Source organism: Streptomyces microflavus, assembly GCF_014650075.1.
Classification (GTDB): Bacteria; Actinomycetota; Actinomycetes; order Streptomycetales; family Streptomycetaceae; genus Streptomyces; species Streptomyces microflavus.
In genome coordinates this window covers 764,905-786,679 of the sequence record NZ_BMUG01000002.1, presented here as the reverse complement: position 1 = coordinate 786,679, position 21,775 = coordinate 764,905, and the positions used below count along the sequence as shown (strand labels likewise).

23 protein-coding genes are annotated in these 21,775 nt (G+C 65.9%); 5 read left to right on the top strand and 18 right to left on the bottom strand.

Going from position 1 to position 21,775, the window contains the following annotated elements:
- Window positions 1-24 precede the first annotated feature (24 nt).
- Both IE264_RS08645 and IE264_RS38835 read left to right on the top strand, forming a co-directional pair.
- Window positions 25-870: a sigma-70 region 4 domain-containing protein gene (locus IE264_RS08645; protein WP_032760142.1), complete on the top strand. Its 846-nt coding sequence runs from the start codon at window positions 25-27 to the stop codon at window positions 868-870.
- Between the two features lie 2 nt (window positions 871-872).
- Window positions 873-1,679 (top strand): protein phosphatase 2C domain-containing protein, encoded by an 807-nt coding sequence (locus IE264_RS38835; protein WP_032760143.1) that lies wholly within the window; start codon window positions 873-875, stop codon window positions 1,677-1,679.
- A gap of 84 nt (window positions 1,680-1,763) precedes the next feature.
- Here IE264_RS38835 and IE264_RS08635 read toward each other — a convergent pair whose 3' ends face one another.
- From IE264_RS08635 to IE264_RS08555, 17 genes are all read right to left on the bottom strand, one after another.
- Window positions 1,764-2,423, bottom strand: coding sequence for a DUF2290 domain-containing protein (locus IE264_RS08635; RefSeq protein ID WP_078657637.1), 660 nt, complete (start codon window positions 2,421-2,423; stop codon window positions 1,764-1,766).
- A complete protein-coding gene (locus IE264_RS08630) occupies window positions 2,410-4,557 on the bottom strand; it encodes a DEAD/DEAH box helicase (RefSeq protein ID WP_032760144.1) in 2,148 nt (715 codons plus the stop codon). Before IE264_RS08630 ends, IE264_RS08635 begins: the two co-directional genes overlap by 14 nt.
- Before the next feature lie 348 nt (window positions 4,558-4,905).
- A complete protein-coding gene (locus IE264_RS08625) occupies window positions 4,906-6,576 on the bottom strand; it encodes an HNH endonuclease signature motif containing protein (RefSeq protein ID WP_032760265.1) in 1,671 nt (556 codons plus the stop codon).
- Between the two features lie 348 nt (window positions 6,577-6,924).
- The gene (locus tag IE264_RS08620) at window positions 6,925-8,253 is read right to left on the bottom strand and encodes a tyrosine-type recombinase/integrase (protein WP_078657638.1); all 1,329 of its coding nucleotides are present in this window, start codon (window positions 8,251-8,253) and stop codon (window positions 6,925-6,927) included.
- A 76-nt stretch (window positions 8,254-8,329) separates the two neighbouring features.
- Window positions 8,330-8,542, bottom strand: a complete 213-nt coding sequence (locus IE264_RS08615) for an excisionase family DNA-binding protein (RefSeq protein WP_032760145.1) — start codon at window positions 8,540-8,542, stop codon at window positions 8,330-8,332.
- A 182-nt stretch (window positions 8,543-8,724) separates the two neighbouring features.
- Window positions 8,725-9,933 carry a DUF3631 domain-containing protein gene (locus IE264_RS08610; protein WP_032760146.1) on the bottom strand — a complete coding sequence of 403 codons (1,209 nt, stop codon included), beginning with the start codon at window positions 9,931-9,933 and terminating at the stop codon, window positions 8,725-8,727.
- Window positions 9,930-10,280 (bottom strand): hypothetical protein, encoded by a 351-nt coding sequence (locus IE264_RS37890; protein ID WP_229887447.1) that lies wholly within the window; start codon window positions 10,278-10,280, stop codon window positions 9,930-9,932. The genes IE264_RS08610 and IE264_RS37890 overlap by 4 nt, the downstream gene beginning before the upstream one ends.
- The gene (locus IE264_RS08600; protein ID WP_032760147.1) at window positions 10,277-11,182 is read right to left on the bottom strand and encodes a bifunctional DNA primase/polymerase; all 906 of its coding nucleotides are present in this window, start codon (window positions 11,180-11,182) and stop codon (window positions 10,277-10,279) included. The genes IE264_RS37890 and IE264_RS08600 overlap by 4 nt, the downstream gene beginning before the upstream one ends.
- 78 nt (window positions 11,183-11,260) lie before the next feature.
- On the bottom strand, window positions 11,261-11,542 hold the full coding sequence (locus tag IE264_RS08595) for a hypothetical protein (protein ID WP_078657645.1): 282 nt from the start codon (window positions 11,540-11,542) through the stop codon (window positions 11,261-11,263).
- 20 nt (window positions 11,543-11,562) lie between these two features.
- Complete coding sequence (locus tag IE264_RS08590) at window positions 11,563-12,027, bottom strand: hypothetical protein (RefSeq protein WP_032760149.1); 465 nt, start codon at window positions 12,025-12,027, stop codon at window positions 11,563-11,565.
- A gap of 199 nt (window positions 12,028-12,226) precedes the next feature.
- Window positions 12,227-14,320 carry a hypothetical protein gene (locus IE264_RS08585; RefSeq protein ID WP_032760150.1) on the bottom strand — a complete coding sequence of 698 codons (2,094 nt, stop codon included), beginning with the start codon at window positions 14,318-14,320 and terminating at the stop codon, window positions 12,227-12,229.
- 1 nt (window position 14,321) lies between these two features.
- Window positions 14,322-15,929, bottom strand: a complete 1,608-nt coding sequence (locus IE264_RS08580; protein ID WP_032760152.1) for a hypothetical protein — start codon at window positions 15,927-15,929, stop codon at window positions 14,322-14,324.
- 107 nt (window positions 15,930-16,036) lie between these two features.
- A complete protein-coding gene (locus IE264_RS08575) occupies window positions 16,037-16,435 on the bottom strand; it encodes a DUF3307 domain-containing protein (RefSeq protein ID WP_032760153.1) in 399 nt (132 codons plus the stop codon).
- A 19-nt stretch (window positions 16,436-16,454) separates the two neighbouring features.
- Window positions 16,455-16,787, bottom strand: coding sequence for an RRQRL motif-containing zinc-binding protein (locus IE264_RS08570; protein ID WP_032760154.1), 333 nt, complete (start codon window positions 16,785-16,787; stop codon window positions 16,455-16,457).
- The gene (locus IE264_RS08565; protein WP_032760155.1) at window positions 16,784-17,785 is read right to left on the bottom strand and encodes a hypothetical protein; all 1,002 of its coding nucleotides are present in this window, start codon (window positions 17,783-17,785) and stop codon (window positions 16,784-16,786) included. The genes IE264_RS08570 and IE264_RS08565 overlap by 4 nt, the downstream gene beginning before the upstream one ends.
- Window positions 17,782-18,066, bottom strand: coding sequence for a DUF6303 family protein (locus IE264_RS08560; protein WP_032760157.1), 285 nt, complete (start codon window positions 18,064-18,066; stop codon window positions 17,782-17,784). The genes IE264_RS08565 and IE264_RS08560 overlap by 4 nt, the downstream gene beginning before the upstream one ends.
- Entirely contained in the window at window positions 18,063-18,365 is a 303-nt protein-coding gene (locus tag IE264_RS08555; protein ID WP_032760158.1) for a hypothetical protein, read from the bottom strand. The genes IE264_RS08560 and IE264_RS08555 overlap by 4 nt, the downstream gene beginning before the upstream one ends.
- 670 nt (window positions 18,366-19,035) lie before the next feature.
- On the opposite strand from IE264_RS08555, the gene IE264_RS08550 reads away from it, so the two are divergent.
- From IE264_RS08550 to IE264_RS08540, 3 genes are all read left to right on the top strand, one after another.
- Window positions 19,036-19,809, top strand: coding sequence for a GntR family transcriptional regulator (locus IE264_RS08550; RefSeq protein ID WP_032760268.1), 774 nt, complete (start codon window positions 19,036-19,038; stop codon window positions 19,807-19,809).
- On the top strand, window positions 19,806-20,372 hold the full coding sequence (locus tag IE264_RS08545; protein WP_032760159.1) for a GNAT family N-acetyltransferase: 567 nt from the start codon (window positions 19,806-19,808) through the stop codon (window positions 20,370-20,372). The genes IE264_RS08550 and IE264_RS08545 overlap by 4 nt, the downstream gene beginning before the upstream one ends.
- 274 nt (window positions 20,373-20,646) lie before the next feature.
- Window positions 20,647-20,829, top strand: a complete 183-nt coding sequence (locus IE264_RS08540) for a hypothetical protein (RefSeq protein ID WP_032760160.1) — start codon at window positions 20,647-20,649, stop codon at window positions 20,827-20,829.
- Window positions 20,830-20,867: 38 nt separating this feature from the next.
- Here IE264_RS08540 and IE264_RS08535 read toward each other — a convergent pair whose 3' ends face one another.
- Window positions 20,868-21,428, bottom strand: a complete 561-nt coding sequence (locus tag IE264_RS08535; protein ID WP_229887469.1) for an SAV_6107 family HEPN domain-containing protein — start codon at window positions 21,426-21,428, stop codon at window positions 20,868-20,870.
- Window positions 21,429-21,775 lie beyond the last annotated feature (347 nt).

The following is a 21,775-nucleotide window of genomic DNA, read 5'->3' as shown; positions in this document are numbered from 1 at the left end:
CCCCTAAGCGAGGAGTGGAGAACCGTGGACGAGGACATGACGCGGGTCACTGAGATTGCGCAGCCCGTGGCGCGGGCCAAGGCCGCAATCGACCTGATGGGGACCTATCAGTCGTGGGTACTGGAGCTGTCCCGAGTTAGGCGTGAAGCCATCGAAGAGGCTCAAGCCGCCGGCATGACACAAGCGGAAATCGCGAAAGAGCTGGGCGTGTCCCGAGGCCGCGTGGGACAGCTAGCGTCGGCCGGCCCCCCGCCGGAACGCGCCTTCTTCGGCACGGACCGGGTGACCATCTCGTTGGGCGGGAAGTACGAGGCCGGTAAGGGTCCCGACCAGAAGCCGAGCGAGGTCGTCACCAGGGAAGACCTCAACAACTTCGAGCATCTCCGACGGATGCTCGCCGGCATGAAGCTCGATGCCGGGTACGAGGTGATCCCGCCCTCCGGCATCGTGAACCTGAATCGCGAGAACCACATCGTCGTCTGCGGGCCACGGCTGTCCCCCATCGTCGCCCAGGTGCTAGAGGGGGATGACAACCTGCGCTTCGAGAAGGACAAAGCCTGGCACCTGGTCGACCGGAAGGCAGGCACGGAGTACCGGTCGCCGATGGACGAGGACGGCTCAGCAGGCGACTTCGGGTACCTGGGTCGGCTTCCTCGTCTCGATGGGCGCGGCACCTTCCTGTACATCGCGGGTGTCCACGCCATTGGGGCCAACGGCGTCGTTCACTACCTACAACACAACCTGGCTGAGTTGTACCGCGAGGTTCGTTCGCGCCGATTCTCGACCCTGATCTCCTGCCGCTACGACCCGAAGACTCTTGAGGTGCTTGAAAGCCGCAGGGTCACTCCGCTGTACCGACACGAGAGCTGAGCATGCGCGTCTCCATTGACACACTCCCAGGCGGAGCCAACCCGAATGAAGACTGGGTGGCGGGCACACCCTCGCTGGCGATCGTCCTTGACGGGTTGAGTACCGCCGGCCTCACCACTGGTTGCAGCCACGGAGTTCCGTGGTACGTCGCACATCTCGGGGGACAGTTGCTTGCGTGCCTTGCGGACCCAGACCGGTCACTCTCCGAAGGACTGTCAGAGGCCCTAGAACGGGTTGCTCACCTGCACCCTGAGTGCGACCTAAAGAACCCTGGTACCCCGTCTGCCACTGTGGCCGTTCTCCGTCGCCGGTATGAGCTGCTCGATCATCTCGTGCTGGCGGACTCCCCCATCGTCCTCGCTACCAACGAGGGCTTCACGGTGCTGACTGATCTGCGCGTCGACTCTGTACTACCGGAGCTACGAGCCGAAGTAGAGCGGCACGAAACCCACACCGCAAGGCACCGGGAGGCGCTGCAGCGATTCGTCCTCGCGCAGCGGCAGGTCCGTAATACTCCTGAGGGCTACTGGGTGGCTGCTGGGGACGCCAGAGCAGCAGCGCACGCCCTGACAAGCAGCACCCCGCTCAAGGAGGTCCATGACGCAGTAGTCATGTCAGACGGGGTGTCGCGGCTTGTCACGGAGTACCGGACAGCGAGCTGGGCCGATGTGTTCACAACCCTGAGGTCCAGCGGCCCCCGAAAGTTGATCCAGAATGTGCGAGATACGGAGGCCACAGACCCTACCGGGCGCCGGTGGCCCCGGTACAAATCAGGGGATGATGCCGCAGTGGCCTACTGCCAGTGGTGAATCCGGTGGCTTGGCTCGGATGGCTTGCGTAGCTTCCCGGCGCCCAAGGGCGGGCTCCAGGCATCACGGGGGAGACATCGGGCATCAATTCCACCAGATATGCGGATCACCTCTTTCTTCCTCGGTGATAGTTCTACCAACGTCACGTTGGCGCGCACCTCTAATGAAATATTCAGAGTGCATTTTCCAATGATGTGCGTAGAAATTTCGAAAAATAAAATCCACGAATTTACCCACACGCAAGGGTGCCGCACACGCGATTCGACAGTTAGAGCTATTGATTGTCAAATGTGCTGCAGGGTGTCCGGGCGCAGCGTTATCGGGGTCGTAATCAAATCGCACTGGAGAGTGCAACACCATACTGGTCGGATCTGTCTCCATATGTAAATCGACGACATCAAGCACCGCATCACGCAAAAGCATTTCCGGATCTATTCGATACGGACACGGAACGTAGGCGAGTCGATGTCCAGAGATTCTACCGTCACTGACTTCATACGTGATCTGCAGTAGAGCTCCGTCGAAGAGGAGGGCAGAATAGGCGCCAGACTCTACCCAATTACGATAGTCCTGGAGGCTTGGATCTTTTCGACTTACCAGAAAAGGGCGGCCGGCGTGAACTGAATGCCAGGAAACTCGATTGCCGGAAACCGACACCTGATTCCGATAAGGGACGATTCCCGCAATGGACAGGTAGTCCAAAACGTTGACTACCTCATCGCGGATCGCCCTAGTCGTCGTCACCCGTGAACTCTTCCTGCATTCTGGCTACCAGTCGAGTGCGCAGAGACAGCGGCAGATCATGCAGCTCAATCTCATCTTTCTCAAACGCATCGATGAACGCTTGCAGTCCTTGAGTTGCCCTCTTAACGGACTCCTTTGTCACACCGGTGCGATCCTTATAGATGTGCCGCAGTTTAGCCAGCTTTTGGGCGCTGGGAATCCTAAAGGAAAGCTGGAAGTTCGCGCTCTGCACAGCCTCTGCCTCTGTGGAGATGAGGTCCATATCCGCGCCCCATCCAGCAATCCTCACCCAGGCACGGCTTCGCGTAATTGCCGTAAAGAGAGTGTTCCGCTGCGTGACCGGGTTATGTGAGCTGGCGGCCTTCTGCGCGTCGACGACATACACCATTGGGGCCTCGTTGCCCTTGGCGCGATAAATGTGTGCAAGCGCTACAGAGCCTGGCACGAAGACGGTGTCGACGCTGGTATTAACGCCTACAAGGTGGGAGTTGATGCCGTACGCTTGGAGTGCCTGCATCAGCTTAGGCGCGCGAGACTTTGCCCGCATCACGTCAGGCAAAACAATCAAAACGTCATCAGCTTCGAGCTCGTCGTCGGTTAGATTCTTCCTGATCTGACTGGCTACCCAGGCGTCTTGCGAAGTTTGATCGTCGAATTTCCTGAGGAATACAGCATCAGTTTCCTTGAGGAGACGTGGGAAGTACGCCGGGTAACTTGACTCTGAACGCTTTAGCGTGACCTGTTCACCTAGCCCCAATTCGCCGCGTACTACGTTGTAGCCGATTTCCTTCCACAATTTTGGATCGTCGAAATGTTGCACTAGGCCGCCAGCGCGATAAACGCCGATCCCGAGAGCGTGAGCAGTGGCCAAAGCCCAAGGCGTATTGCGGTAGCAGACGGGCAATACAATATCTCTGCGGGGTTCATTATCACCCGATGCGAGACTTACCAAGCTCTCTCCGGAGGGACTCTTACCGAACAGATCGTCCGTACTGGGCATAGCGGTTTCTGAGAGCTTCTGAAGTTCGTCGAATCCCCAAACAATACGCTTTGGGTCCTTGGTCAGCAAGTAGACAAGCTGAAAGAACTCGGGCGGAAGGTCTTGAGCCTCATCAATCAAAACAGCATCGAAAACCGGCTCGGGATTGCTTTGCTGAGCGACAGCAAGAAGCTCTCTACAGATGCCTTGAAAAGCGTTATCCATCCCGTAGGTTGCGCGAGCGTAATTGTAGTCACGCGGCGTCACTCCGAGGGCAGAAGCCATCTCGCTGTACACACCTGCACGCGCACCCGAACCCCACGAATGCATAATCTGCAAGCGCTGTTCATCAGGACGGTCATTGCTATATTCGAATGTGAACCGAGTAATAAGGTCATTGATTTGTTGATATAGCGCTCGCGAATGGAAGGTGACCGCAATACGCCATTCCGGATGTTGCGTGTGTAGGTAAGCCGCCTTCAGGGCGAGCACAATGGTTTTGCCGGACCCTGCAAGACCTCGAATCCTCTGAGGCCCCTCAGGCGTTTCGATTGCGGCAGCTTTTTGCCACCGGTCCAGGTTGGCGATACCTCGTTCGATCTCCTTGAGTACCGCACCCCGAGAGGATTCCTGCCGTACAGAAGCCCTCTTCTTCGCTGGTTTGATATTTGTAACCCGTTGAAGCGCCGCCTGAAGCGATCGTTCGATCTCTTCATTTACCGCTGGAAGTTGAGAAACCCATTGCGCAATCTGGTCAATACTTGTGTAGACGCCTTCCGTCTCATGAGGCGGAAGGCTGATCGGGTCAGCAAATACAGTAACGGTGTTAATGTCCAAGTTAAGCCGACGCCCACGGCGAAGCGAGTCATGCTTGCTTAGCGTGCTATCCAATACGGCATAGAGGCGATCTTGGGATGCAGTGAACTTTTCCCAATCTTCGTCATTCTCAGGCTGCCCATCAGCAAGAAGAAATGCTACTAGCCCGTGATCGCGGCTTACGAGGAGAGCATCCACTTCGACTCGGTCATCTGCCGTTGTCAGAACTGGGTATCCCAAGTAGATAGTGCCGTTGTTGACGTGCGGCTTGAGCGTCTCTGCGAGTCGTGACGCGGTCGCTCGATCTCGACTCTCGCCATACACAACTTCCAACGACATAGGGAAAATCCTTCGATCGAACACTGGGCGCGGCTTGGGATGTAGTTCGTAAATACCCAGACATTGGGTGAATCGATGTGCTAGTTGTAGCCGTCTGGTGATGCGCAGGGCATGCGGCGACCCTCGGCCGTTGCCTGACAGTTGATGGACTGTCGAGGTAGCTCTTCCCAAGAGTAGCTACGACTGTTGCAGAGTACTGCTCGAAGGCGGCACTTGACCCTCAGCCCCTGTTCGCCAGCGGGTTGCCACTCTTCAGGCCGGCGCTCACGAGGGACGTAGGGGGGCGTTGTGGGCGAGCAGCTGTAGTAAGACCACACCTCCTTCGTACTCCTGCACGAGGCTTGAGCTCTACCCGAGAGCGTCTTCGTGCCGCCGCTTAGCCGCTACTTTGAGTAGTCGCCGTAGCTGCTCCCGGTTCTCACCGTAGGTCTTCAGCGCGTGGCAATTTGGGCAGAGAGCGATCATGTTCCATGGAACATCGGGCCCGCCCTTGGTCAGATCACGCACATGATCCACCTGAAGGATCGGCAGTCCGGCGGTCGTCCGCTCTTTGGGATGTCCCTCGCACTTAGGGCTTTCGCAATCCCCATTGCTTCTCGCGATGACAGCCGCTCTTGCGGCGGGGTCCCGAACAAAGCGGTCGGCGAGTGTCGGCTTCTTCAGCTGACCTCGCCGTGAGGCGTTCGCTTCCGCCCTGCGCGCCAGGCGTTTGTACGCGTCCCTATCGCTCTCCAAGGCGTCACGTTCTTTAGGGTCTACGTCACCAGGACGGTAGTTGACGGTGTCGTCACGCAAATCGCCTGTGTCAGCCTCTAGCGCTGCCACAACGTCCGGAGGCCACGTCTCAGGCTGCGGAGAGGGGACGGGGGCCAGCACCCAGAGGAACTCACGTCGTGGCCGCTTGTCCTCTCCGATGCCCCACCGAAACCGACGTTGAACGATGACAACCCAGGTCTCGAAACTCCAGTCCTCCTGGAAAGGCTTGTGCCAGTAGCGCAGAGGTCGACCGGCAGCCTGATGCTCCGCCATGAGCTCGTTGCCGTCGGTGATCTTCTGGTCGCCAGACAGTCCATCTCCGACGTAGGCGACCCAGTTTGTGTCCGGAATACGGCCGTCGTCGTATGGCCCTTTGTCGTCCGAGAAGGCGCTCAGGATCCCGTCTGCGAGGCAGCCGATTCCTCCCATCTTCTGGCCACCGTAGACACGCCAGATGGCGTCCCGATCCTTGAACCGCTCACCGAGCACCGGACGCAGAGCATCCGCCCACCTGCCGGCGAGCGAATTGTGTAGACCGAGGTCTTCCAACAGCCCAGGAGGGAGCGGAAAGAAGTAGCGCAGGAGCAGCCCTGCCGCGGCACCCGCGGCGACTTCAGGCTGTGACAACAGCAGCGCGTAGTCATCCTCGCGGAGACCACCTGCCGGATCTACCCCGTTCAAGGACCCCAGGGTGGGACGGCGCCCCCGACTGGTGAGAGTGAGCTCGTGTCCATGGTCCACAGTCCACAGGTCGTCATGCACCAGTGCCCAGAACGGGTACCTCGTGGCGTCGACACCGTCCTCGGCCTGGCCGTACTTCTCCATCAGCGGCGCCATGGCGTCACGTGTCGTCGACCACGACTGCATGCGCGGCGCCCCCGCCAGGGCCTGCCCAATTGCCCATAGGAGAAGCAGCGGGCGGTGGAGCGGCGGTCCCCCCGCACGCCGTGCCGGCCGGACGTCCCCAACCCGCCGTTGGAACGTCTTGGGCGGCTCCACGACAGTGAACCCCTCCCTCCTCAACCAAGCCACGGCACCCTTCAGACCACCACTGAGCTGGTAGTGCTTGAGCGCGCTTCCGAAGTCGTAGAGATGCGCAACACCCGCTATTGCCTTGGAGTCGTACTGCCTCCCCTCATGCAAAAGCAGGTACGTGACAGCCGCGCCGTAGCCATAGGTCTCCCGAAATGCTTCAGGACCGAGGCGGTCGTGCTCTGCAATCGCACGCAGGATGCCGGCGCGCGTGATCTCAGAAGGTGCCATGGCCACACGGTAGATCACGGCACTGACAACGAACCTGCGTCGCATCCTCGGGGTGTGAGGCTGTCTCCTCGCTCGTTGTCCTGCTCTTTGTCCAGTTCGCTCACGGCCGACGTAGTTCGCCGTCGTACGTCGGACCTCTCTGAGCTGCCGCGTGAACGCACATGAACCTCCACGAACCGGGACTCGCACAGTTGGAAAGCGTGTTGGGGGCAACCCCTCACGAGTTCGAATCTCGTATCCTCCGCCATTGCTCTCACCGGGCAATACGAAGAGGCCCTGACCCGTTTCGACTGGTCAGGGCCTTCTTCGCGTGTTGGCCCGAGTCGGACCGGTCTCGGGTACGCGTCGCTAGGCGGTGGGCTCTCCGTGATCTTCCGTCTCAGTTTCCGTCTCAGTTGCGGTCTCAGGGGCCTCCGTTCGGGCGTCTCCGGCCTCCTCGGTCGCCTTCGGCGCGGTACCCCAGAGTGCGTCACCGACTTGCTGCGCGACGTTCTTCAGCATGGGTCCGGTGACGTGCATGTACCGGGCCCTCATCCGGGCCGAACCACCCGGCTCCCAACCCATGATGGCGTCCACCACCACATCGGGAACCCCGAGCAAGAGCAGCACGGTCCCGGCGGTGTGACGCGCATCATGCAGGCGCCCATCCCGCACACCTGCGTCCGTCAGCAGTTGCTTCCAGCGGTGATAGTCCGTGTTCGGGATGAGCGGCCCACCGGTCGGCTGCGCGAAGACGTATCCCTTGTCCTCCCACAGCTCCCCGGCCTCCTTCCGCTCTCGCGCCTGTTCCTGCATGTGCTTGTGGAGCAGCTTGATGAGCGGGCTCGGGAGTCCGATGGTCCGGCGGCCGGCGCGGGACTTGGTCTTCTTGAACTCCCTGCGGATCTGCCTGCGATCCGGGCAGTAGCCGGGCTTCCGGCCGCACTTGTCGCCGCACCCGTGCTCGTACCTCGGGCGTAGGCGGTTCTTGCGAATGCGGATGTACCCGGCATCCAGGTAAACGTCTTCCCACATCAGCCCAAGTGCCTCGCCCTGTCGCAAGCCGAGTGCGAGGGCGATCACCCAGCGGGCGCTGTTGCGGAGCTTCGACGCCTCCAGCAGGAGGCTTTGAATCTCCTCGATGGTGTACGGCTCGATCTCCTCTTCGTCCAGGCTCGGAGCCTTGGCGATCTCAGCGACGTTCTTGGTGACGTGCCCGCGCCGGACCGCCTCACTCAGCGCAACGCGGATGGTCCGGTGAACGTGGTGGGCGGTTCCCGCGGCGCTGCCGTTCTTCTGCATCCGCTCGTAGAACTCTTCGAGGTGCTCCGGCTCCAGGCGCTCCAGCTTGTGAGCACCAAGGCCAGGCACGAGGTGAACTCGTACGTCCACCTCGTATCCGTCGTAGCTGTTCTCGCTGACGTACTTCTTGGCGATGTTCTGCACCCAGTGCTCAAGCCACGTCTTGACGGTCCACTGCTGCCCCGCCTTCCGCACCTTGCCGTCCTTGCGCTGGCGCTCCAGCTCGCGGACTGCCTCGGTGACCTCGGGGCGCGTCTTTCGCTCGATGTGACGACGGTCCGGCTTGCCATCCGCTCGGACTCCTACGGTGACGCGGCCGTGCCACTTCCCGTCGGCACCAAGGTAGATGGACGACGCACCGTTGGGCTGCCGGGTGCGCTTCTTCTCTTCCGCCACGGGCGGACTCCTTCGGGGTGGGAATGAGCACGGGACGCCACCCGGTATGGGTGGCGTCCCGTGGTTACGGGGTAGGTCAGGCGGCTCGCTGTTCGGCGCGGCGGCGTGCGAGGTACGCGGCCGGCGCGTCAGCGGGTACGCGGCGCAGGCCGCCGACCATCAGCGACTCCAGAGCGCCCGAGCGGATCAGCGCGAAGCAGGTGGTCCGGCCGACGCTGAGGCGGCGTGCGGCCTCGGTGACATCGAGGAGAACGAGGGTCGAGTCAACGGGGTCTGTTGCGGTGCTCACGACGTGCCTTCCTCAGGTAGTGAGGGACCTTGGGCCCCTTCCTGTCAGGTCCGCTACCTCCGCTACCTCCGCTACCGCCCTGGTCAGGGGCCTGTTCGTGGTAGCGGATGGGGTAGCGGTAGCGGGTGGGTGCCGCTACCGGACCCGCCCGTGGTGGGGGTGGGGCCGGTAGCGGGTAGCGCTCAGGTAGCGGAGGGGAAGAGGGTTGCCGCTACCGTTTCCGGGCCGCTGACCTGCGAGGTAGCGGAGGTAGCGGAGGTAGCGGCTCCTGAGGGGGGTGGGGGGCAGTACCGCTGCCACGCGTCGTGGAGATCGGCGGCGTAGTAGCCCTTGAGGACCGATCCGGCGGCCTTGATGTTCCGGGCCTTGACCGGGGTGTTGTCCTCGGTCATGTACTCCCCGAGCATCTTGGCCAGCCCCCGGGAGTCGAGCGGCCTCCCGCTCATGTCCGCCCACGGTGCTTCGTCCAGCGCGCAGAGCCGGTCCAGGATTGCGACGGTCGGCATCCGGTCGATGCCCGCCATCACGTGGTCCCGCAGATCGGTCAGCAGCCGGATACCGACACTGCCCTTGTCATCCGCGCGGGCGGCGTTGACCAGCTCCAGGCAGGCGGTGCGGGCGCGTTTGGGCCAGTCGCCCCCGGCCGCGTCCGCGACAGACAGCAGCGGCTCCCACACATCCGCCGGCCGGTCCGTGACACCTTCCGGCATCTCGGGCCATCGTCCCGCGATGTCCTCCCGCACGGTGTCGGCCCACTGGGCGAGCCGCTCGCGCAGCGCCTGCCCCTCGGCCTCGTGGAGCCTGGCCCGGAAGGGCTCCACGGTCTCGTTCCTCGCTCGGCGGCGCATGCGGATGATGACGGAGCGGGTGGTGATGGTGTCGGGCAGGTAGCCGAGCCCGGCGACCGCGACGGCGGTGTAGGAGGGGAACTCCACCACCGTCTGATTGCCCCCGTCCCCGACGCACCGGTAGGTGACCCCGGACCGGCGGTGACCGGCGTTCAGGAAGCCGCGCAGCTCCTCGTTGTCCCCCGCCTTGGGACCGAAGACGGTGTCGATCTCATCGAACAGGATCGTCGGCCGCCCGGCGGGGTCGGAGACCGACCGGAACAAGGCTGCGGCCCGCGCGTTCACGGCGAGCATGGGGCGCGGCACCAGCGTCTCCACCACCTCCAGCGCCCGGGACTTCCCCGACCCCGGTTCCGGGGAGAGGAAGGCGAGGCGGGGGGTGGAGTCGAACGCGTCCAGCAGGTGCGCGTGCGCGTCCCACAACGCCACGGCAACGTAGGCGGCTTCCCGGGGGAAGACGTTGAAGCGACGGTGGAAGGCTTCCACCTCGTTCAGCAGCGCCGCACCGTCGATGTGCCCGGCAGGCTGGTTGGGGGTGTTCATGCGGCGTTCCTCCGGTGCTGCTCGGTGTGCGGGCAATGGTCGACGCGGGCGCGGGTGGTCAGGGCGGTGACGCGGTCTCGGCCGCGGGCGCGTTCGTGGTGGCCGCAGGCGCAGAGCCAGTCCGCGGTGGGGATCTGGTTGCGACCGAGCCCCCGCACCGTCAGGCCCGGGCGGATGCCGGCCACGGTGACCGCGTGCGGGTCAGGGAGAACAGCAACGGGGACGCCCTGACGGGCGACGACCTTCGGCGCACCACTGCCGGATGCGGCCGGGGCCGGTTCGGCGGAGTGGGGGCCGGTAGTGGTCGCGGTGAGGCTCTTCAGGGCGGAGCGGGGAGGGGTGTTCATGCCGTCCTCGCCTGCGGGCTGTTGCGGGCGATGGACCAGTTCAGACCGCTGCGCACGGTCGAGGTGCACTGGCGAGCGGACAGGCCGGCCGCCTCCCCTGCCTCCTGAAGAGCCTCCTCCACTACCGGCCGGTCCAGGTCGCCCCACGCGATGAACCGCCCCAGGGCTCGCGCCGCCGACAACAACGTGCGGTCGCGCTCCCCCGTCGGAGCACTCCGTACCGTCGCGGTTTCCGCCCGCAGCGCCGCAGCCGCGTACCGGGAGGTGCGGGGCGAGGACGCCACGGCGGTCAGGGCCCGGGACGCCTTCCGAGTGACCAGGAGGGCGCGCAGCCAGTCCGGGAGCGGGGTGGGGGGTGTGGGGTCGGTGACGGTGTAGGGGCCGGTGGCGGTGAAGCTCCCGGCGGCGACGACGTACCCGCCGTGGCCGCGGGTGTCGATGAGCTTGCCGAGCCTGCCCGCACTGTTTCCCAACCGGGTGCCGGGTGGGGTGGTGAAGTACAGGTGGTGTCCGCCGGACGCGGTCCGGGTGCGGTAGGTGGTGGGGACGGGCTGCCCGGCGCGCTCGCAGAGCGCCGTGAAGGTCGTCACGCCGGAAGGCGTGTCCGTGCTGCTGTTCCGCTTGGGCACGTCCAGGTCGATGACCAGCAGCCCGGACGGTCCGGTGGCGATGCCGATGTTGAAGGGGCGGTCGGCCCAGGCGCGGCGGATGCGGTCGGGGTCGATGGTGGCCCGGTCCTCCCACTTGCGGTGACCGCCCGCGCAGTCCCCGATCAACGGGCACACGGCCTCGCCGTGGAGGGCGGGGCGCTTGTCGGCGGGGCGGAGGGGGAAGACGTGCCAGTCGTACTCGGCGGCTTGTAAGGCTGCTGCGAGCATTGCGGTTGGGGCGTGATGCGTCATGCTGGAGGTCTCCAGTTCTCTGAATTGGTGATGAGGGCGGCCCGCTTCATTGGCGTGAGAGGGGCCGCCCTCGGCATGTCAGAAAGGCGGTTCGTCGCTGTAGCCGTTCGCGCCCCAGGGGTCTCGTCCGGGCCTGTCACGGCGAGGGATGCGCGGGAGCCGGAGCAGGGTCCAGCGGCGGGTCTCGTCCCAGCAGGGGCAGGGGTCCCACTCGGTGCCGGCGTACTCGCCGTTGTGGTCGCCGTAGTCGTAGGCGTGGCCGCCTTCGCCGTGGCACTGGGGGCAGTCGGGGCGAGGGGTGTCGGTCAGTACCAGTGCGCGCCGGTCGTTCCACCCGGTGAGCGGGCGGCGGAGTCGCAGTCGCAAGGTCGTCCCTTCGGTCAGTGGTGGTTGATGGTTCCGTTGGCTTTGCCGAACATTCCGGTCGCGGTGATGTTCTGCGTGATGTGCGTCGAGCCCTTCCCGGCCGCGGTGGTGCGGCCGATGCGGAGGAGCATGGGGACGCCGATGGCTGCGGCGGCGATGAGGGCGATGGCGGCCCAGAGGGCGTCGGTCATGGCGATCAGTCCCGGGGCTGCGTAGGAGAGTCCGATCCCGGCGGCGGCGATGCCGCCGCCGATCGTCGGGGTGAGCAGGGCGGTGGTCTTGGCCCATGTCGGGATCGGCTGCGCGACCGGGATGGGCGGCGCGGGCGGGGCCTGGGCCGGGGTGTAGGCCAGGGTCCGGATGCCACCGGGGAGGGTGACCATCTGCACGCCCGGGGGGATCTCGGTCGGCAGCATCCCGGGGTTCGGGGTGGGCTGCAGGGGGGTGAGGGTGGTGATCTCGTACGCGGTTTCATGCACGACGGGGCTCCTTCAGCAGCACGGGCACCACCCCTCGCCGTGTGGGGTGGTGCCCGTGCTGGCTTGTCGTCTGGCTTGTCGTGTGGCTTGTCGCTTGTCTTGTCTTGTCGCTTGTCGCCTTGCAGGTCACAAGCCGTTTCCGGCCCTCACAGACCCACCCAGAGCCCTTCCCGGACCGGTGGCGACAAGCGACAAGCGCTCATCCCTCGGCGGGGTTGCCGGGGGTGCGGTTGCGGTGGACGTAGCGGGTCTTGGTGCCGGTGCCGACGCGGACCGCAGTGCCGTCCTCGGTCCAGGTCTTGAGCCAGCCGACGACCGTCTGCCGGGTCGTCCCGTGTTCCTCCGCGAGGCCGCGGGCGATCGCGGATGCTCCGGTGCCGTCCGGTCCGGCGGCGAGGAGCAGGGCGAGGGCGGCTTGCCGGGCGGCGTTGTCCTCGGGCTGCAAGGCGGACAGGTTCAGCCCGGCCGGCGCGGGCCGCTTGGTGTCCGGCTCCTGCGGGGTGGCGGGTTGGGTGAAGGTGTCGAACTGCGCGTCGATCTGCTGGCGGAACTTCCGCGCCAACGCCTCCTCCGCCGACTCCCCCCGCAAGGCGGAGAGCTTCAACCCGCCCCCACTGGCGGAGGGCTGTTCGTCCGCGACAGTGTTGGGAGCGTGGTTGGTGTCGCGCATCCACGCCGTGCGGTCCGCATCCCACCGGGTCGCGTAGGCGGGCCCGGCGGCCTGGCCGCTGATCGCGTCCAGGGTGGGATGGATGTCGGTGGTGGCGTGGACGATGTCGCGGATCTGGTTCGGGAGAATGCGCCAGACCTTGAACAGGGCCGCCGCGGACTCCGGAGTGCCCATGAACCCGGCCCCCTTGTAAGGAGCCTGGTCGGGGCGCAGTCCGCGGGCGCCGGGGAAGACCTTGGACAGGTCCATACCCTCGGTCTCCCCGCCGGTGAGGCAGACGCGGGCTTTGGCTTCGCGCCGGATCATCAGGTTCCCCAGCACGGACCCGGTGGCTCCCAGCGCGGTGAGAACCGTACGGACACCCATGGCCCGCAGCATCCGGATCACTTCAAGGATCTTCTTCGCGAGGTCTTTCATGTTCCGGTCGGTGCTGGTCAGGATCTCCGCACCCTCATCGACCACCAGCATGATCTGCGGGATCTTCGCGCTGATGGGGAGCTGATCGGTGTTCGCCTGGGCCATGAGGCCCTGGTAGGCGACCTTCCGCCGCAGCCCCACCGCCAGGGCCGCGTCGAGCATCAGCACCGCCTCCTCATACGTGGAGGCGAGCCAGTCGACACCGGGCCGCACCCCGTCGACCGGGGCTCCGTTGGTGTCGAATGCGGGCCGTGCCCAGGGCAGGCCGGCGGATCCGGCGTTGAGGTCGATGACCCAGGTCAGAACGTCGGCGGCGCGGGCGAATCCGGCGAGGATGACGTGGACCATGTTCGTCTTCCCCGACCCGGTGGGGCCGACGACCAGCGCGCACTGCTCACGCAGGAACACACAGATCGCCTCCGCATTGGTCCGGTACCCCCACGGAATGCCCGTGTAGATCGACAACGGCGTGTAGTCGGAGGGGTAGGTGCGCTCCTCCGCGAGGACATTGACCGTGGTCACGTCGATCAGCACCCGCCCCTGGTCGATGCCCCGGGAGGCAACCGCAGTGCAGCCGTGGGGCAGCCGCGCGTCGGCAGAGAGGGCGGCGGAGTGCTGGGCGATGCGGTCGTATGTGGTTCCGCCGGCGGGGAGTTCGGCGTCGATCGTGAACCCCGTCCCCGTGGGCCACGTCTCGACCGCGACGATGCGGAGGGTGATGTGGCAGACCCGCTGGACCCGGTCCACCCACTCCGCCGCGATCGCCCGACGCTCGGCACTGAGTTCACGGGAGACCTGGCGCTCATCGGCGGCGATGGCCTCCAGCTCCCGGGCCTCCTCATAGAGGAGGGTGGTGCGGGCGGCGGCTCCGATGCCGACGCCAATCGTGGCGAGGGAACCCAGGGCGGCCCAGGTGAGGGGGCCACTGGTCATGGCCCACGTCGTCCACCCCGCCCCGACCAGCCATGACGCGGAGCGCATGGCGATGGTGCGGGCGGAGAGGCGCTCGCGCAGGCTGCTGATGGTGTGGCCGATGGCGCCGGCCGCGCCGACGGTGAGGGCCCAGGCGGGGGGCATGCCGGTGGCGGCCCCGGTGGTGGCGAGGGCGAGGCATCCGGTGGTGGCGGACAGGGCGCCGGTCACGGGTCCGTGACCGGCCGCCCAGTCCCACACCGGCCCGGAGCTGGCCTGTGTGGTGGTGGTCATCTCAGACGTTCCATCCCTTCTCGGCCTCGGCCCCGTTGCGGGGGTCCTCGTGGCGGGCGATGTCCTGCTCGTGGACCCGCCGGAAGATGGCGGGCAGTTCCTCGGCCCCGGCGGACGCCTTGAGCAGAAGGTCGTAGATGTCGTTGAACCCGCCCGCGACCTCCTTCTCCAGCGGGAACTCACTGTCGGAGCGCTCTGCCAGGATCTGCATCACGTGGGCGATCATCCTCAGGGCCTCGGGCAGGCCATCGACCATGGCCAGGATCTCCATGCAGCCGTCGGGCTCGTAGAGCATCGCCGCGGCCTGCATCTCGGTGGCGGCATCCTCGAACTTGAATCCGGACACGTTCTCTCCCTCGATCACGGTGGTGGTGGGTGCTGCCGGCGTCGGCCCCACAGGCCGCTCGGCCGTGTCGCTGATCTGCTCGCTCTGCTCGGCCGTCTCGGCATCCACGGCCGCTTCGTCCTCACCCAGCGCGGCGATAGTCGCCTCATCACGCTGGTCGCGCTGTTCCTCGGCGGTGCGCATCAGGCGGGCGTACAGGCGACGCCCGGGGTACATCAGCCAGGCCCAGCCGAGCTTGCGGCCCAACGGCGTGGACACCAGCCCAACCAGCCCCAACGCCCCCGCCAACACAGCAGCAAGCAGACGACGACCCTGAAACCGCACGGCGGAGCGCCGCAGCGCCCTACGGGCCGCTTTGCGGGCGGGGGCCTTGCGGACCGCGTCCCGCTTCGAGGCGACTGTTGCGGCGGCCTTGCGGTCGCGGGCCTTGCGGCTGCGCTCCACAGCGGCGCTCTTGGCGGCGCTGATCCGGCCCGCGGCCTTACCCACGACCCTGCCCAACGCCCCCTTCCCCTTCAGCGAGCCGGTGCGGGCGGTGTCCTTCGCGTTCCGGCGGGCGTCCGCGACCGAGCGCCGCGCACCGGCCGTCTCCGACCGGCGCCCAGCCCTGGACGGGGCGGAGGTGCGGGCCGAGTCCCGCAGTGCCCTGACCTGCCCGACACGGCTGCCGGACTTGCCCTTGCCCGGACCGGCGCTGTTCGTCCGGGCCCCGGTTGATCCGTGCTTGGCGAGGGACTTACGGGTGGGTCCCGTGCTGTTCTTCGGCCGGGTCGATGAGCCGGAGCCCAGCGCCGAACCAGCGCTGCCCCGACCGGACTTACCTCGCCTGTGACCAGTGCTCTTACCGGTGCCGGGGTTCCCGTTACGGGTCTGGCTCGGCACGCGCCCGGAGCTGATGTTCCGGTTGGCGCGGCTGGTCGATCCGAGGCCGGTAGCAGTGCGGGATGTGCGGTTGGTGGTGGTCTTGCGGGGGTTCTTCTTGTCGCGGCGGTTGCGGGCTACGGCGATGGTGCCGAGCACGGCCGCGCCGGTCGCGGCGACGGCGAGTGCGGCTGGGCCTCCCCCGACCAGCGCGGCAGCAGCGACCACCGATGTGGTGGCGTTGGTGCCGGTTACGGCGAGCGGAACGACCGGCCACCCGCCCGGCGTGTGCTCCACGGCAGGGGCGGTGGGTTGGGGCTTCTGCTCGGGCGCCGGTGTCGGTGGCGGGATGTCGGGTGTGGCCTCGGGGGCCACTATCGGATTGATCGTGGTGTCCGTCATGCTGTGCGCACTCCCTTGCGGAGTAGGAGGGCCCGGCCGAATCTGTCCAGGAGAGGGCCGGGCCCTGCGTTTATGTGCGGCACGTACGTGAAGCGGGATGTCTGCGGTCAGGCCGCGGCGAGCGCGAGAGCGGCGAGGACCAGGGCGAGGATGTGCGCGGTCTGGTCGACGTGTGCGGCACCGCCGTTGGCGGCCCAGGAGACCTGGCCGGTGCGGGTCATCCACCACTGCACCGGCCACCGCCGGTCGATGAACGCGTGCGTGGCACCAATCCACCCCAGCGCCACCAGGACAACCGGGAGGGACAGGGCCACGTCGTCCAGGACGGCCGCGCCCAGGGCGAGCGCGGCCCCGCAGGTGGCCACGTGGGTGGCGGCGTGGGTGAGGTTCGCAGCCCAGCCGGAGGGCGACCGGTCGGCCTTGTGAGCGGCCTGGTGATCGGTCTGCAGCGGGTAGTCGGCCAGCAGGTGGCCGAGGTAGAGCAGCACGAACAGCGAAGCAAACACGGCGGTGAGTCCTTCCGAATCAGCAGGAAGAGGGGCTGTCAGCGCAGGGCACGCACATGCCGAGCGACCGCGGGATGCAGTACCCGGCATCGGTGCGGCAGGTGGGGCAGGTGCGGCGGGCGAGCATCGCCGCCGCCAGAGCAGCGGTGCGGGCGGGGGTCATGGTGCGTACGGGCTTGGCCCGGTCGACCCGGTACAGGTAGGCGACCAGCGGATCCTTGCGTCGGCGCGGCCGGTGGACCTCGGCGACGACGTCCTGACCACCCGGCCGCAGCCCCATCGCGCGAAGCTGACGGCGGGTGGCCAACCCGTCCGGGGCGAGACGCCACCGGTAGGAGGGCAGGGCGCTCACGACGAGGCGCCTTCAAGGGCGCGTCCGGTGCCGTCGCGGTGTTCCTGGTAGCGGGCGGACACCCAGCCGATCGACCATCCGCACAGGTCCGCAGCAGCCCGAACCGGCAGCCCTTCACCGAAGGATGCGTGGACGACCAGCCGGGCTTTGTCCTCGGGCAGCTTCTCGTTCACCGGACCACCGGCCAGGAGCTCCGCGCGTTCACGGGCCTCACGCTCAACCCGCTCCTGCCGCTGCCTGCGCTCGGCCTGCTCGCGCTCCAGGCGCTCGCGCTCGCGGCGCTGGGAGGCTTCCCGCTCAAGGCGTTCACGCTCTGCCTGCTGCTGTTCACGCATCTGTTCACGGCGTTCAGCGGCCTCGCGCTCGGTACGCTCCCGGGCCTCGGCCCGCTCGCGCTCCTCACGCCGCACCGCTTCTTCCCGGGCGGTCTGTTCACGGGCCAACCGGGCTTCATGCTCGCGCTGTTCACGGGCCTCAGCAGCGGCATGCTCGCGGGCTTCCCGCTCCCGCTGCTCGGCCGCCTCCCGCTTCCTCGCCGCGGCTTCCTCCCGTTCCTGCTGCTCGGCTTTCTGCCGGGCCTCATGAGCGCTCTGGGCGGCGGTGATGGCGCGGCGGTAGGCGAGTCCGGTCTCCGCGGTGACGATCAGCAGCAAGGGTGCGACTGCGTGGACAGCGACTCCGACCAGGTCTTTCTTCAGGGCGGAGTCGGCGATGTTGAGGGCGAGGGTCATGCAGCCGGTCATCCACCGCAGGACCACCGGCCACCTGCCGCCATGCCCGCCCAGGCGGGCGAGGACGGAGTCGAGGCGGACCACGATGACGACCGCGGCATCCACCACCAGGGGCAGAATCGGGGCCGTCCAGTCCCACCGGTCCGCCGTGTGCGCGGCCATCAGCGGCGTCACGGTCAGGATCGAGTAGAGCATCGCCCCGCCCACGATCAGCCACGTCCCCACCGACAACGCGGTCTCCGCCGAACGGATCTGAACACTGTTCACGACAGGCCCCCGTCCCGTGAACACACCTGAACCGAGGCCAGCAGCCGGACCGGGGAGGTGTCGTCGTCCGGCCTCTCCGAGTACTCCGTCCACTCCCACTCGGCCCCGTCCATGAACACGAACCCGAGCCCGGTGAGCGCACGTGAACGCTCCGCCGGTGTCGGCACGTTCCCGGGGCCGAAGTCGTGCTCCGGCCACTTCGAGACCCCGCCACCCATCAGGGCGACGTACAGGACCCACCTGCCGTCCCGGCTGGACATCTGCGCGGTGTACGCGCTCATGCGGCCACCGCCGCACGCTCGTGCACCGGGCGCCGGACAGCAGCGCGGCGGGTGCGCCGGCCGGTGGGGTGGGGCTGCTTGAGCGGGAGGGCCCGCATCAGGCTCTCCGCGTACGCCGCGGTCTCCGGGTCGCTCTCCCGGAGCTCCGCGAGGACCTCTCGGGCCACGTCCAGACGGGCCGCCCGGTCCATCACGGACTCCGTGGGCGAACCCGTGAACAGCTCCAGGTCGATACCCAGAGCCAGCTCAACGAACTCGGTCGCGGTAACAGGCTCGCGACCAGCAACGATGGTCTTCATGAGTTGTTCCTCTCCGACAGGAACGGCTCACCACGAACCCCCGGAGTTCCAGCTCCGGGGGTTCTCGCCGTTAGAACCAGGAACCCGGTTCCCCTCAGCCCCGCCCGTACAGCCCCAGGGGGCCGGACGGGCGGAGGAGGCAACCGGCAGGCTTCGCCGCTCAGCCGCTGTCACGGCTGACCGGTCCCGAGCCTGCGAATCGGTGCGTCATCGTCACTGCTCTGACGCCAGCAGAGCGGCACGTACCAGGTGGCAGCCAGGGCGCTGACCTCCAGCAATGGAGGGATGATCACCAGGGCTGTTCTCCAGAGCCGGCACGCCTCAAAGGGGCCGCCGACGGCATCACCCGGCCGTCCGCGGGGACAGGGACTTCCACCCCGTCGAATCACTCACACACTGTTCAGTTCAAAAGGACCAGCAGTTCCCTGATGAGCGCGGTAACCCCTGGTAGGGGCTCCCGCCGAAGCGGGACTCAACAAGCACTGATGCGTTCGTCCGGCTCACCAGCCGGGGAATAGTGCACAAGTGGACACACTTGAGGGTGTTGCACCTCTTGCTCAACTTGTTGGTACAAGCTGATGCAGTGATGTTGCACCCACAGGTGGTGAGGAGTCAAGTGATTGGGGGCCAGATGTACCAACAAGTTGAGCGAGTGCGTCATCATGCAGGCATGACGAAGCAACCGAAGTACCGGCAGCTAGCCGATGCCCTGCGCCGTGAGATCGACAACGGAACCTACCCGCCGGGCGCGCGGCTCCCTTCGGAGAGCGAGTTGGCTGCCCGCTTCGAGGCTTCGCGCAACACCGTTCGGTCAGGCTTGAACGAGCTGGTCACACAGGGGCTCGTCGCGTCGAGTCAGGGGCTCGGGTACGAGGTGATCAAGCATGAGGTGTTCCAGCTCAATGCCTCGCGTTTCGAGAATCTGAGCTTTCCCCAGACAGGGGACGCGTACAGCACGGACGTCACGAACGCCGGTCGACAGCCGTCGCAGACCTTCCGGGTCGAGATGCAGCCTGCACCGGAGTACGCGGCCGAACGACTCAAGGTGCCGGCTGGAGCCACCACCGTTCTTCGGTTTTGCCACCGGTTCGTTGATGACGTCCCATGGTCCACGCAGGCGACCCACTATCCCGAATGGCTGTTGGAGAAGGGGCCGCGCCTCACGGAGCCGGGAGATATTGCGGAGGGCACGACGCGCTATCTGGCTGGTCTCGGCGTCGAACAGGTGGGCTACTTCGACGAAATCGCGACGCGGATGCCGACCCCTGACGAGGCCCGCTTGTTGGAGATGGGGGCAGGGGTTCCGGTCATGCTCTGGACGCGTACTGGGTACTCAGCAACAGCGCCGATCCGGTGCACCGTGACCACGTTCCGGGGAGATCTGAATCGGATGAACTACGAGATCGGTGACCTGTCCGCCCGCAGTGAGGATGTAGTTCAGTGATCATCAAGAATGCAGAGCCGGGCGACGTCGAGAAGCTGTTGGCCTTTCGAGAGGAGGCGGCGGCCTGGCTGAGCGAGCTCGGCTCCGATCAGTGGCAGCGTCCATACCCGGCTGACCGGCTGCTCAAGACCATCGACGCGGAAATGGTGTTCATGGTGACGGACGGGGACGCGACCGCCGCAACCATCACCCTCACGTCCGACGCCGAAGACGGTCTCTGGACACCCCAGGAGCTTGATGAGCCGTCGATGTTCGTCAACAAGCTCACCGTGGCCCGCACGCACGCCGGGCGGGACGTCGGAGGTCGACTGCTCGATTGGGCCGGAGAACGGGCGGGCAAGGCAGGCGCTGTCTGGCTTCGGCTGGACGCCTGGACGACGAATGAAGCCCTTCAGCACTACTACTTGCGTCACGGATTCGACCACGTTCGCACAGTCGTTGAAGGGACGGCGGTAAACGGTGGACCTCGCGTTTCCGGCTGGCTCGCTCAGCGCCGTACGGGTTCCGTGGCCCACGGGTTCACAGACTTGACTGAAGCCCCGCGCCCCTTGGCAAGCAACTAAGGGATGCGCTTACGGTCGCGCCTGATGTCTCTCTGCATTGGTCCTATGGGGGCGGGGCCATTGCTTGAGCCGCCGCAGCTTGGGCACGCGAAACTGCCTTCGTCTGGGCGCTATCCGACCGGCGAAGGACGAAAAGAGAAGCCAGGGCCAGCACGCTCGGTCCCGACAGCAGGGAGGCCAAAACAACGTGCCCATCCATGCCAACCACCACTGCCCCAGCAAGCATTCCCGCGCTCAGGACAAAGCCAGCTATTAGGCCCACGATCATAAGAGAGTGGGCTCGGCGCGCTGCGGCATCCTGAATTTCTGTCCGCAGAGTTTCAAGTTCCATCTGCCGAATAGCCGACTGCTCGGCCATCCGGAGTTCGTGTTCACGTCGCAACTGGGGTTCGAGGGCCTTGAGGGCGACCTGCAGGTGCTCTGCGGGGAGATCTGCCCATTGCATCGCAATTTCTAGGCCTGTGTGCTGTCGGGGCGCGTCCGCTGCTTCGCGTGTCATCGCTCTGTCCCCCCTCCGCCGTCAGGTACTGGTGTCAGTTGCCTGAGTCCCGGCGGCGGGGGGCCCAGAGATTTGAACAGCTCATCGAATCCATGAGATAGCTGGCGTACAGCAGCACCCGTATCTTGATTCTCGGTTAGCTCGAATAGATCGGGAGCTGGGAGTTGCGGCACCATTCGTTCCACCAAGCGCAAAAACATGCCGGCATCCCGAATGAGGTCATCGGCTTCTCGTTCGCCTGCGGCGCCGGTCACACCGGCTTCCGCTCTGGCTCGGATTGCAGCACCAGCTGCGAAATGATCGCTCCAAGAGGAAAGTTCGGGTGCAACTTCCGGCAATACCTCCCAGGCGGAACGGATACGCTCTCGGCGATTCGTAACCTCGTCAGGGCGCCCGCGCGCGGCGAGCACTGCCGCAGCCGTGCGCAGTGCGGCGAGGTGAGCAGCCGCGTACCGCTCATTTGGAGACTGTAGCGCCGAGGCTTCCTTGAGCCCGACGCGTGCCTTAGCAAGGAGATCCAAGGCGGCGGGGGGCATGGCGTTGGACACTCGGTGCAGCCGAACCGGACGTCTCCGTGGTGCAGACGATGCTGTGATGGGCTGCTCGCTGTTGACCTGGTGCCACCTGTCCTGAAGCGTCGCAAGCGAGGCAGCGGCAGCACCATCAGTTGCAAGCCACTGGTTGTCCCCAACGGATCGGAGAGCTTGGCGATAGGCGTCTGCCAAAGCTGCCTCAGGTTCCTGATCCGGCAAGGGCAGCGAGCCTCTGCCCCGATTCCGCAACCTAAGGGTCTCCTGCATCAACTTCCAGGATCCATAAGCGGCCAGAGCTGCGAGTAGAGCCAGAGGCGCCTCGAACCAAGTCATGCTTCCCCCCCCGTTGCCTGTCGTGCAAGCTACCGCAG